This is a genomic window from Sorangium sp. So ce119 (genome assembly GCF_051524405.1).
In the GTDB taxonomy this organism is placed as follows: domain Bacteria; phylum Myxococcota_A; class Polyangia; order Polyangiales; family Polyangiaceae; genus Sorangium; species Sorangium cellulosum_G.
The window spans coordinates 220,779-232,296 of the sequence record NZ_CP150311.1 but is presented as its reverse complement, the minus strand read 5'-3'; the positions used below and the strand labels follow the sequence as shown (position 1 = coordinate 232,296).

Genomic DNA, 11,518 nt, shown 5'->3' with positions numbered 1-11,518 from the left:
CACGCGGCGATGTGGGCGATGCAGCGCCATCGGTCGCCGCTTGAGAGGAACATCACGCCGAGTGAGGTGTATTGTTACAGTGGGGTCGCCATGATTCGACCTCGCCGCAACGATGCATGGCTATTGCTCGAAGCGTGCTTCGCTGTTGCTCCGGGGGACGTCCGAGGGGGGCAGAGGGGCGTGGGCGGCGCGCGGCGCGACCCGCGGGCGCGCCGGCGCGTCGCGTGGGCTCAGGCGAGATCGGCGACGACGGCGTGGTGATCGGACGCGGCGCCCACGTCGATGACGTCGGCCATCGAGAGCCGCCCGGACAGCCGCGGTGAGAGCAGCACATAGTCGGTCCGCGTCTCCACCTGCGCGCCGGCGCGCCCGCGCAGCGCGGTGGCCCAGCGCGGGGAGCTCGGCCGGAGGAGCAGGGCGTCGGTCCAGCCGAACGCCTCGAGGGTGTCCATCGTGTCGAATCGCGGCGGGCTGCCGTATTTCTCGATGCCGGCGGTCGCGAGGCGCGCGTCGAGGTCGGCGGGGTAGGGGTCGCGCCGCGACAGCGCGTTGAGGTCGCCGACGAGCGCCCAGAGGCCCGCGGCGAACCGGGCGGGCGGCACGAGGGAGAGCAGCCAGCGGGCCTCGCTGATCCTGCGGTCCTCGCTGCCGGCGTTGAGGTGGGTGCCGAGCACCACGAGCGGCTCGCCGGCGAGCGAGAGCTCGACCTCGACGAGGCAGTGGGCGAGCGTCTCGGGCGCGTGCACGCGCGCCTGCGCGAGCGGCGCCCGGCTGACAACGACGACGTGGTTGCGCCGGCCGTTCGGCCGCGGGTTGGCGCGGCCGAGCACCGCGTGCCGCTCGCCCGCCGGCGCGCCGATCGCCTCCGCGACGGCCCGGAGCCGGGCGCCGTCCTCCCAGCCCACGCACTCCTGGAGGACGAGCAGGTCCGGGCGCGCGGCGGCGACGATCGCGAGGATCGCGTCGAACCGGTCCTCGCCGCCGAAGAGGATGTTGAAGGTCATGATCTTCATGTCGGGATCAGGCTAGCTCGTGGTGGTAGAGCGGCTCCAGGGCCTGCTGAATCCGGTGGACGCGGCGCTCGTGACAGCGCACAGCGCACGAAGCGCCCGCGGCCCGAGCGCGGGGCCGCCTCTGGGCTGTAGGACGTACGTCGGACGTACGTGATGTAAAGGGAGCCGAAGAGATGAGCACCGACATCCTCCCGATCCGCAGCGACTCTCCGCTGTACGCCGGCGCGCTGCGCCTGCGCCGCGAGGTCTTCGTCGTCGAGCAGGCCGTGCCCGCGGACATCGAGGTCGACGAGCTCGACGAGGGCGCGCAGCACTACGTGGTCCTGGAGGGCGAGGAGGTCGTCGCGACGATGCGGATCGTGCCGTACGGGGACGCGCTCAAGGTGGGCCGCGTCGCCGTCCGGAAGGACCTCCGCGGCGCCGGCCTCGGGCGGCGCCTGCTCGAGGAGGCGATCCGCATCGGGGCCGCGCAGGGCGCGCGCGCGCTGGTCCTGGACGCCCAGGTCGCCGCCGCGCCGTTTTACCGCAAGCTCGGATTCATCGAGGAAGGGCCGATCTTCGACGAGGCGGGCATACCGCACGTGCGGATGGTCCGGGTGAATCGATGACCGTGCAGCGGATCCTCCTCGCCGGCGCCACCGGCGCGGTCGGCCTCGAGCTCCTGCGCCTGCTCCGCGCCCGGGGGCACTTCGTGCGCACCCTCTCCCGCGCCGAGGCGAACGCCGCGCGTATCTGCGGCCTCGCCTCCGAGGTCGTCGTCGCCGACGCCGCGGAGCCGGGGGCCGTCGCCGGCGCGCTCGACGGCATCGATGTCCTCGTCTCCTGCCTCGGCGCGAATGTCTCGATGTCGCTGCGCGAGCGCAGGAGCTATCACGACGTCGACGTGGTGGCGAACACGCACCTGCTCGAGGCCGCGAAGCGGGCGGGGACAAGGCGCTTCGTCTACCTCTCGGCGCACCCGGGCCCGGGCTACGCCCACACCCGTTATCTGTCCGCGCACCTCCAGATGGAGGAGCTGATTCGCGCCTCGGGCATCGCGTTCTCGTTCGTGCGCCCCACCGGCATCTACACCGCGCTGAGCGACATGATCACGATGGCCCGCGCCGGCCTCGGCGTGGTGGTCGGCGACGGCCTGGCGAGGACCAACCCGGCGCACCCCGTCGACGTCGCGGAGGCGCTCGCCGAGGTGCTCGCTGGGGGCCCTGACGTGGTGCCCGTGGGCGGGCCCGACGTCATGACCCGCGACGAGGTGATGCGGCTCGCGTTCGACGCCGTGGGCAAGAAGGGGCAGATCGTCCATGTCCCGGCGGGGGTGTTCCGGGCGACGAGCGTGCTGCTCGCGGGGTTCCACCCGCGGCTGTCGGATCTGCTGGAGTTCGTGGCGGCCGTGACGGCGTCCGACTCGGTGGCTCCCGCGCGCGGGACGCGCCCGCTGCGCGCCTGGTTCGCGGAGGTCGCGAGCGCGAGAGGCGGCAAGTAGGCGGCATAGGGCAAGCACCCCGGCGGAGCTTGGTCAGAATCCGACATACCAGCGCGATTCAGGCGGTCGGGATCAGGGACGCTCGGCGTGGTAGACTTCATCGTGCGCCACCGCGCGTGTACCGGACGAACGCGCGATGCGCAGCGGCGGTGGCCCGGAGCCGAGCCCCGGTGAGCGCGACGCTCAGGGCGCGCCGGCGCTCGTGAGCGGGCGGTCTACTTGGGCGTTGGCTGCCGCCGTCCAGATGCCCGGCTGCGGTGTCGTCCGCTCAGCCTCGAACTCAGGCCATTCCCTGGGATCACGCAAGCCCTTTAGCCACGTCAGGGTCTCTTCGGTGAAGATCGCGTAGACGGCGCCGAAGGCGCACCTGGGCTCTGAGACGTCGAGATTGATGCTGCCAGACACGACGCCGTACACCGCGAACCCTGCGTCCGTCCGCCTTACGAGAGGGGCGCCCGAATCGCCCTTGCAAGGTTGAGCGCCGTCGAGGCCGCCGTCGAACCACGCCTGATAGTTCTCGAGCAGCGACATGTTGAAGATACCGTAGCTGTCCGTCGTGTGTGTCACATCCGTGGTAGAGTTATTTCCGTCGGATCCATTTGTCGCCGGGCTGAATTCATTGTCGATCCAGTCTATTCCATCCCTGTTGAATTCCCATGTTACCTCTTCGAAGCGTAAGTCGGTGGCTGTGTCTTCTTTCCAGTATTCAGCGAGGCAGTTGTTGAAGTTCTTCAGTGTCTTGAATGCTTTCTTAAGGAACTGGTCCCGAGTAGCGCGAAGCGCGAGACTGGCGACCTGGCCGTCAGGTTCATTTGGGGTCTTTCCGTTCCTCTGGAAGAAGTGGCCGACGGCGGTGAGGGACTCGCCTTCCGTGATCTCGTCCTCGGTGAGCGTGCGAGCCTCGAGCGGAATAGCGGGCTCGTTGGCGCCCTTCTCGAGGTACAGGATGGCGACATCGCTGCCCACGCCGTTGAACCCACCTTCGCGACTGGACGGGTCGCAGGAAGCTGCCTGCTTGCCAACTTTGAGCCGGTCGGAACGACGACGGAACCAGACCGTGTTATCGGTGTCGATGATTGCTTTCTTGCAATGACATGCGGTGAGTACCTTCTTCGTGCCGATAAGCGAGCCAGTGCAGATCGTCTTGAACTCATTGCCTACTTGCTGCTCGAGGATGCCCACCGCGGACAGCACCTCGTTGTCCTCTCGAACCGGCTTGCCCAGCTCAGGGATCCACTTGTAATCGCACTCTCCAGTCGCAGTAGCGGTGCCCTGGTCTCCCGGGTCCTCGCGCTCCGACCTATCCGAGGAGTCGGAGCTTTCCTTCGCTGATGGTTCAGCCGGCGGTGGTTCAGCGTGGTGGTCTGACGAATCGTCGTGCTCCATCCCGTCGCCCGAGCACCCGGTGGGTCCGCCAACGGCTGCCGCCAACAAGCTGACTGCGGCGAGGGGCGTCTGGTACACCTTGAAATTATGTCGAGAGGCCATGGCCATTCTCCATTCGCTTTGGTGAACTGCGGCCCTTGGGCCCTCGCTGTTCGCTATTCTTCCTCCCGTGCTGCTCGTCCAGCTCGCTATTCCCATGCGCGAGCGGTCCCCTCCGGAACATCACTTCGCCCGCTGAGGCGCAACGCCGACGAGTTGAAGAGGAGTGCTGTGCCAGGACGCACCAGCTTCTGGGCTTCCTCTGCAGAGTTGCACGTCGGAATCCTGTCACGGCATTCTTGTCTCAAGCGATCCGGCCAGCGCGGATGATGCATGCAGACCGCGCCCTTCAAGGTCCAGGCAGCTTCGAAGTACTGTCCTTCCTGCGAGCCGGGTGCCTCTATGTTCTCGCTATCCCAGACGTCGATCCATGTGTTGTCCCGGGTCGCTGAAACGCCATCTCCGCAGTAGTCGGCGATCGTCATTCTTATGCAGGCATCGTACAGCGAGGGGAGGTTCGGGTTCTGGTCGACGTACCCCGGGTGGTAGTTCCACGGGTCCACGCACTTTGCGGCGGCGGTATTGGGGCACGCAAAGCTGAACAGGCCATTCTCGTTCCTGTGAACCCCCTTCTCGTCCCAGCTGCCCGGGACCACGAGGGCTGGTTCGCCTTCGCAGAGCTGGACAAATTCGGGCTCCGCGCCCGGCTCGCTCGGCCGTGGATCCTGGACCTCCACATAATACACCGACGCGCCGGGGAGGCCCGGGTGGATCCTCGCATCGACGATCCTCGCGAAAATTGGGAGATCCATCGTGTCGTCCAGCGTGCAGTTGTCGAAGAATCCGCGGAGCTTGACGTCTGTCCATTGCTCGGCCTGTAGATCCGTATCCCCTCCGCCCTGGAGCGACAGAGCGGCCGCGTCGCGGACGAGAGCGCCTCCCTCGAGCCGCACGCCCTCGATCGGGCGATCCTGCGCGTCGTGAATCGAGCTCAGGGAAAAGTAGACATGGCCAGCGATCCTGGTCCCGTTCAGCTTCCTGCCGAGCAGTTCGGCGAACGGCACGTTCAACGGGATGCATTCCTCCCATCGCGGCGAAATTACCTCGGGAGGCTCCGGCGGCGCGGGCGACGGAATCTCCTCCGCAGTTTCGTCGGGAGGCGAGGAGGAAGGCGTAACGCACCCGGATGCGCAGACCAAGAGCGCGGACAACGCGAGAATTGCCGGCGTACACACCTTCCCCGGACGGGAGCGAACAGCGCCGCCGCCGGTAGAGCGCGAGTTGAGTTGCAGCGCTCGGTAACGAGACATCAAGCCCCCATGGATCATGTTGTGCTCTCCCCTCTGTCGGCGTGCTGGCGAGCACGCATGTCATGGCTACCGCGGCGTGGCGCAGACGCGGACCCCGGCGAACACGTCCCGGCGCGCCCGCACATCAGGCGAGCGGTTCTCCGCCCTGATGTCGCTGCTAGGCGAGAAGAAGCTCCCGCCGCGCACGACAGGTACACCTGCGCCCTCCGCGGACGAAGCCCACTCCCAGGCGTTGCCAGCCAGATCGTGGACTCCGAGCGGACTGCGGGAAGCAGGGCGTATACCAACTTCGTCGGGGCCGAAGCCGAGGAGGTTGCGGCCGTAGGTCGGCTCGTGGTTCGTCACGTCGGCATCCAGGTGCTCGCCCCAGGGGAACGTGCGGCCATCGGCGCCGCGCGCCGCCCGCTCCCATTCCCGCTCGTCACAGACGCGCGCGCCAGGGACACGGCCCGATCGGCCGAGCCAGGCGGAATAGGCGAGCGCATCGTCGAACGAGACGCCAAGCACGGGGACGCGCAGCCAATCCTGGGCGCCCCGACGGTCGCGACCCCGGTACCGGATCGGGTCTCCTGTCCGAGCGACGACTGGGGCCGCCTCCGGCCCGAACGTGAGCTGGAAGTCACCGTCCGCCAGCTCCTCGAGCGCGACGGTCATCCCGGACGCGCTCGCCCTTGGCAGCAGCTCTCGCCGTTCCTCCGGCGGCAGGGCGCGCAGGAACTCGATCCACTCGGCGAACGTGGTCTCGTTCTGCGCGATGAGGTAGGCGCCCGTCTCGACCGGGTGCAGCGGCTGGCTGAGATAATAGTTCCGCGCTTCGCCGACGCTGCCGTACAGGAAGCGTCCCGGCGGCACGTAGACGTAGCCGCGCGGGATGGCCGTCTCGGCCGGCAGGTCGAGGACCACCCGCTGCACGTCGCCGCGGCCGAGCATGAGCGGCAGCCGCACCCGAGCCCGGCCAGGCGCCGAGAAGGTGAAGATCACCGAGCCGGGGGCGATCTGCCGAGCGACGATCGGCGTCACCCCCAGCCGCTCGGCATCGCGCGGCGCGGCGTCGAGCTCGACCCGCTCCATCGAGACCTCGGCGCCCGGCGGCGACGTCTCCACCGAGAGCCGCGCAGACGCGTCCCAGCAGCCGTCTTGCCGGCGCTCGTGGAGCCTGAGCTGCCGCACGAGCTCGTCGCGCTCCGCGGCGCGCCCGTCCTGATCGGCCAGCGCGGCGCGCTCGCAGAGCGCGTCGACGAACATCTCGCGCGCATCCTGCCGATCGCCGTCCTGGAGCACGATGAGCTCGAGGCGCCCCGAGACCTCCGCATAGGCTCGCTCCACCGTGGCGCCCCGCCGGCGCGCCTGATCCCAGGCCGGCTCTGCGAGCTCGCTCTGGCCCGCGTCGAAGCGCGCGAACGCGTCGCGCCTCAACCGATCGAGCTCCGCGCGGGCGGCGCGCGCCTGCTCCAGCGCGAGCCGCGCGTCATCCACGCGCCGCGTGAGATCCCGGTGCGCGGTGAGCCGCATGCATCCGAACGTGAACCCGATGACGATCGGCACGACGAGCGCGGCCGCCCAGCGGCCGACGCGTCGCCGCCGAGCCGCGCGGCGCGACGCCGCCAGAAACGCCGTCTCACGCGCCGCGAGCGAGGCCTCCCCGATCCGGGACGCCGCCGAGAGCAGCCGCTCACCCCAGAGGGCTTCCGCGGCCCGCCCCGCGCGCTCCCATTCGGCGGCGGCCCGCTCGAGCTTCTGCCGCAGCGCGCGCCCCTCGATGTCGCGGCCGATCCACCCGCGCAGCGTGTCCCAGCCGGTGATCAGCGCCTCGTGCGCGATGCCGTAGACCGACCCCGCACCCCCCTCGGCCTGGCGGGCGACGAGCAGCCGCCCGCGCACGAGCGCTGACAGCGCGGCTGCCGCCGCTGGCGACGCGCTGGCGGCGGAGAGCAGCTCCGCCTCGGCGCGCCAGGCCCGCGCCCCCTCCGCCGTGACGAGCGCGAGCAGCATCGCCTGCGCGGCCGCGCGCTGCAGCGGCAGCAAGCGCGCGAGCACCTCGTCCGCGTGCCGCGCGAGCGCTCCGCTCACGCCGCCGATGGCGTCGAGCGCCGAGGCCGGGATCACCCTCCGCGCCGCGTCGCGGGCCTCCCAGAGCTCCTCCAGCGCGAACTGGAGCAGCGGCAGCCCGCCCTCGGCGTGCAGCGCCGCCTGCACCAGGGCCTCGACGACCGCCTCGGACTCGAACGAGACCCCCTTGGCGGCAGCGGGTCCGGTCACGGCCTCGCGCAGCCGCTCGGCGGTGAGCGGGCGCAGCAGGTAGAGCGCCCTCGAGATCGCGTCGCTGAGCCCTGGCAGCGCGGACAGCCGCGTGAGGAAGTCGCTGCGCGCGGCGGCCAGGATGCGCAGGCCGCACGCCCCGTCGGCGAGCGCGCCGAGCGCCTCGGCCGTCGCCTCCGCCTCGCCGAGCGGCGCGTACGTACAGAGCTCCTCCAGCTGATCGACGAACAGCAGCACCTCGCCGTGACGCCGCCGGAGCACCCGCGCGACCGCGCCCGGCTCGGCGCGGATGCGGGCCGCCAGCGTGGCCTCGTCCGTCGTACCGTCGTCGTCGAGCAGCGGCAGGAGCGCGGCGGCGAGGCTGTCGAGCGGATGCCGGCCTGGGGTCACGGTGGCGGTCGCGACACGGGGCCCGAGCGCGCCGTCGGCGACCGCGGGCAGCACGCCCGCGCGACAGAGCGACGACTTGCCCATCCCCGAGTCGCCGGCGACGAGGAGGAACGGCTCGGCGCGGAGCCGGTCGAGGATGGCGAGGACCTCGGCGCCGCGACCGAAAAACAGGCGCCGGTGCGCGGCCTCGAACGCGAGGAGGCCCCGGTACGGGTTGCCCTCGGGGAGGGACGCCGGGCCGGCCTCCGGGGCGGCGATCTGCTCGAGGGCCTCACGGAGCGCGTCGCCGTCGGCGAAGCGCCGGGCTGCGTCCCGGGCGAGGCAGCGATCCACGACCGCGGCGAGCCGGGGATCGACGCCGGGTGCGGCTTGCGCGAGCGGGGGCGCGTCGTTCTCGATCGTCGCCCACATGAGCGCGAGGAGCTCCGGGTTGCTGTGGGGCCGCGAGCCGGTGCAGAGCTCGTAGACAACGACGCCCAGCGCATAGACGTCCGCGCGCGGCGTCGCGGGCTCGCCGCGCCAGATCTCGGGGGCCATGTAGCCCGGCGTCCCTTCGATGCACCGGCGGCGGGTGACGAGGCCCGTGGCCGCGCGCGGCGCCGTCCGCGCTCCGCTACCCGGTGGCGCCGCGTCGGTGGCCGCCAGCGCCTGCGCCAGCGGCACGTCGGCGGTCGACTCCAGGGCCACGTCGCGGACACGCGGGGGTAGAGGCGACGCGCTCTCGTCCGCCGTGGACACGACGCCGTCCGGGTCGGCGTCTTCGCCTCCGGGGCGCCCGACGGTGCCCTCCGCCCCCAGATCCGGCACCTCCGCACGACTCGGATCGTCCTCGGGCGAGAGCTCCGCCAGCCCGAAATCGAGCACCTTCACCGTGCCCTCTTCGGAAACGACCGCGTTGGCAGGCTTGATGTCGCGATGGAGTACGCCCCGGCGGTGCGCGGCCGCAAGCCCGCGCGCGAGGTCGATCGCGATCTCCAGCGCGCGGCGAGACGGCACCGGCTTCGCGATCGCGTTGAGACTCTGCCCGCGTACGTATTCGGAGACCAGGAACGGTCGACGCTGCACCTCGCCGACACGATGAACCGCGACGACGTTGGGATGCGACAGCCGGGCGACGGCCCGCGCCTCCACGAAGAAGCGCTCGCGTGCGTCCACGGAGGGCGACTCCGCTGCGATGAACTTGATCGCCACGAGGCGATTGAGCAGCTGATCCTCGGCGAGATACACTTGGCCCATCGCCCCCTGTCCGAGGCGGCGGATGATCCGGTATTCTTCGAACGCTTCCGGTAGCGACCACTCCCCCGGTTGTCGCTTCATGGCTGGCCCCTCACCTTGCGTGGAACGATGCCGTATTGCTTGAGCTTCGAAGAGAAGGTCCGGATCGGCATGCCGAGGAGGGCCGCGGCGCGCGTCTGCACCCCGCCGGCCGCGTCGAGCGCCTCCTGGATCCGCTGGCTCTCCAGGTCCTTGATCTCCTCGGCGAGGGGCCGGAACTGCGGGAGCGCGGCCGCGGACGGCGCGGCGCTCCCGGAGATCGGCGGCGGGGCCGACGCCCGCCCCGTCATCCGCCCGGGCAGGTCCTGGGGCTCGATACTGTCGGTCGCCGTGGTGGCGCTCGCGTAGTCCATGGCGTTCTTCAGTTCGCGCACGTTCCCTTCAAACGGGTAAGCAAGGAGCGTACGCAGCGCGGCGTCGGAGAGCTGGCGCGCGGGCCGCCCGGCTCGGGCGCACGCCTGCTCGAGGAACAAGCGGGCCAGGATGGGGATCTCGCGCGGGCGATGCCGGAGCGGCGGGAGATGGACGACGCACGTGTTCAGGCGAAAGAGCAGGTCCTTGCGGAACCGGCCAGCAGCGCACTCGGCCTCGAGGTCGCGGTTGGTCGCGGCCACGATGCGGAGATCGACGTCGCGCTCCTTCACATCCCCGACGCGCGTGAACCGACGCGCCTCTAGGGCACGCAGCAGTTTGGCCTGCACCAAGAGCGAGAGCTCGCCCACTTCGTCGAGGAACAGCGTGCCGCCGTTGGCCCGCTCGAGCAGGCCGGGCTTGGGCGCCTTCGCGTCGGAGAACGCCCCTCGTTCGTGGCCGAACAGCTCGCTCTCGACGAGCGACTCGGGGATGGCCGCGCAGTTCAGCGTGACGAACGGCCGCCGCGCCCGCGCGGACCAGTGGTGGAGCGCGGCGGCGGCGTTCTCCTTGCCAGCGCCCGTCTCGCCGAGGACCAGCACGGTCAGATCGCTCTTTGCGAGGTCACCGATGAGCTTGAAGAGGCGGATCATCGCGGGATCCGCGAGGACGACGCGGGAACTCCCGATGATGTGCTCTATCGCGGTATCGGCCACCAGGGCGACCGCGCCGGCCCCGGCGACCGCGGCGGCCGCGCGCGCGCCGCAGAGGAGCGTGTCGGCGTCGCACCCGTCGATCGGATAGGCGGCGAGCCCGCCGCGCACCTCGTTCGTTACCGGCGCGAGCGCCTCGAGGAGATCGAGCGCCGCCGAGCGCGCCGCTTCGCCGCCGAGCTCGGGTAGGATTGCGACGAGCTCCGTGTCGCCATTCCACGCGAAGACGTCCATGAGCCGGAGCGCCGCCGCGGCCTTTTCCTCGACGACTGCGCGACGGGGGATGTTGCTCAGCGATACAGCCAGCACGGCCAGGGGACGCGCATAGTCGCTGGCGCGCTCGAGCTCCTCGCCGAGCCGCTGGCGAAGCCGGCCCCAGTCGACAGCGGAGCGGCTGACCACCTGGGGCTCGCGCCAGAGCGTGAGGAGGGTATCACCCACCGTGACGACCTCGCCGGAGCACAGCACGCGGGAGCCTGCAAGACGGGCGCCATTGACCAGCGTTCCGTTGTGGCTGTTCAGATCGGCGACCTGGACCTCGCCGTTGGCGATGATGATCCGCGCGTGCTGCCGAGAGACGCCGCGCGCGTCGATCCGAATGTCCGCTTCCGGCGAGCGGCCCACGATCAGGCTGCCATCCCGCGGCAGGTCGACCCGGCGCGATGATGCGCTGTCGATGACCAGGAGGTAGCGGGCAGCGCTGTCGCCTCCGACTTGGTCCGAAAGATCGAGGGTCATCGTACTCGAGGGTTTCTCGGATGGCTGGCTCACGGCGGTGCTCCATCATGGCGCGTCGTGAAGCGCAAGATCGTTCAAGGCAGCCACGCCGCACCGGAGAGACGGCCGCCAGCCGAGGATCGGCGAAGCCATTCGCGGGAGCGAACGCCGCGGCCGCATGGCGGCGGCCGCGTGACGCGGGTGGCGCTCGAGGAACGTGCCGCGCGCGCGAGCGCTCCCTTCGAGGTCCTCGGGCGGCAGCCTGGTAACGCCTGTCGAGCTGGCAGTTTCTGCCGACCCGGCCAAACCGGCCGGCAAACTCTGCCAGGGTCCTGTCCCGCCAAGCTACGTAGTACGGGCGGCCCCTCGCTTCATGAAGTGGAGACCGTGATGCCGAATTCTAGAAAGGACGGATTCGATGGGCTCTATCGGCTTGATGACGCGTGCATCGGCAGTATGCGGGGACGGCCGCTACGTGGCTATACGCCGCCCATCCATGTAACGAGGGGAGTCTCCGATCCGCAGCTTGCGGGAGGTCGTCAGAGCGGCCCGGTGCTCTGTCAAGTGGAAGGCGGTCTCGCCCGC

7 protein-coding genes are annotated in these 11,518 nt (G+C 70.4%); 2 read left to right on the top strand and 5 right to left on the bottom strand.

The window, feature by feature from the left end:
* Positions 1-230: 230 nt before the first annotated feature.
* Positions 231-1,013 carry an endonuclease/exonuclease/phosphatase family protein gene (locus WME76_RS45170; protein WP_437962406.1) on the bottom strand — a complete coding sequence of 261 codons (783 nt, stop codon included), beginning with the start codon at positions 1,011-1,013 and terminating at the stop codon, positions 231-233.
* Between the two features lie 173 nt (positions 1,014-1,186).
* On the opposite strand from WME76_RS45170, the gene WME76_RS45165 reads away from it, so the two are divergent.
* Together WME76_RS45165 and WME76_RS45160 are read left to right on the top strand one after the other, a co-directional pair.
* Positions 1,187-1,621, top strand: a complete 435-nt coding sequence (locus WME76_RS45165; RefSeq protein WP_437962405.1) for a GNAT family N-acetyltransferase — start codon at positions 1,187-1,189, stop codon at positions 1,619-1,621.
* Positions 1,618-2,493: an SDR family oxidoreductase gene (locus tag WME76_RS45160; protein ID WP_437962404.1), complete on the top strand. Its 876-nt coding sequence runs from the start codon at positions 1,618-1,620 to the stop codon at positions 2,491-2,493. Before WME76_RS45165 ends, WME76_RS45160 begins: the two co-directional genes overlap by 4 nt.
* Positions 2,494-2,676: 183 nt before the next feature.
* On the opposite strand, the gene WME76_RS45155 is transcribed toward WME76_RS45160, so the two are convergent.
* From WME76_RS45155 to WME76_RS45140, 4 genes are all read right to left on the bottom strand, one after another.
* Positions 2,677-3,981, bottom strand: coding sequence for a trypsin-like serine protease (locus WME76_RS45155; protein ID WP_437962403.1), 1,305 nt, complete (start codon positions 3,979-3,981; stop codon positions 2,677-2,679).
* A gap of 86 nt (positions 3,982-4,067) precedes the next feature.
* Entirely contained in the window at positions 4,068-4,982 is a 915-nt protein-coding gene (locus tag WME76_RS45150; RefSeq protein WP_437963022.1) for an ADYC domain-containing protein, read from the bottom strand.
* A gap of 312 nt (positions 4,983-5,294) precedes the next feature.
* Positions 5,295-9,194 carry an nSTAND1 domain-containing NTPase gene (locus WME76_RS45145; protein WP_437962402.1) on the bottom strand — a complete coding sequence of 1,300 codons (3,900 nt, stop codon included), beginning with the start codon at positions 9,192-9,194 and terminating at the stop codon, positions 5,295-5,297.
* Positions 9,191-10,954: a sigma 54-interacting transcriptional regulator gene (locus tag WME76_RS45140; protein WP_437962401.1), complete on the bottom strand. Its 1,764-nt coding sequence runs from the start codon at positions 10,952-10,954 to the stop codon at positions 9,191-9,193. The genes WME76_RS45145 and WME76_RS45140 overlap by 4 nt, the downstream gene beginning before the upstream one ends.
* Between the last annotated feature and the right edge of the window lie 564 nt (positions 10,955-11,518).

Bases quoted from the DNA above. Each gene is read 5' to 3' on its own strand.
- WME76_RS45170 (WP_437962406.1), bottom strand. From the start codon at position 1,013: ATGAAGATCATGACCTTCAACATCCTCTTCGGCGGCGAGGACCGGTTC.
- WME76_RS45165 (WP_437962405.1), top strand. From the start codon at position 1,187: ATGAGCACCGACATCCTCCCGATCCGCAGCGACTCTCCGCTGTACGCC.
- WME76_RS45160 (WP_437962404.1), top strand. From the start codon at position 1,618: ATGACCGTGCAGCGGATCCTCCTCGCCGGCGCCACCGGCGCGGTCGGC.
- WME76_RS45155 (WP_437962403.1), bottom strand. From the start codon at position 3,981: ATGGCCTCTCGACATAATTTCAAGGTGTACCAGACGCCCCTCGCCGCA.
- WME76_RS45145 (WP_437962402.1), bottom strand. From the start codon at position 9,194: ATGAAGCGACAACCGGGGGAGTGGTCGCTACCGGAAGCGTTCGAAGAA.
- WME76_RS45140 (WP_437962401.1), bottom strand. From the start codon at position 10,954: ATGACCCTCGATCTTTCGGACCAAGTCGGAGGCGACAGCGCTGCCCGC.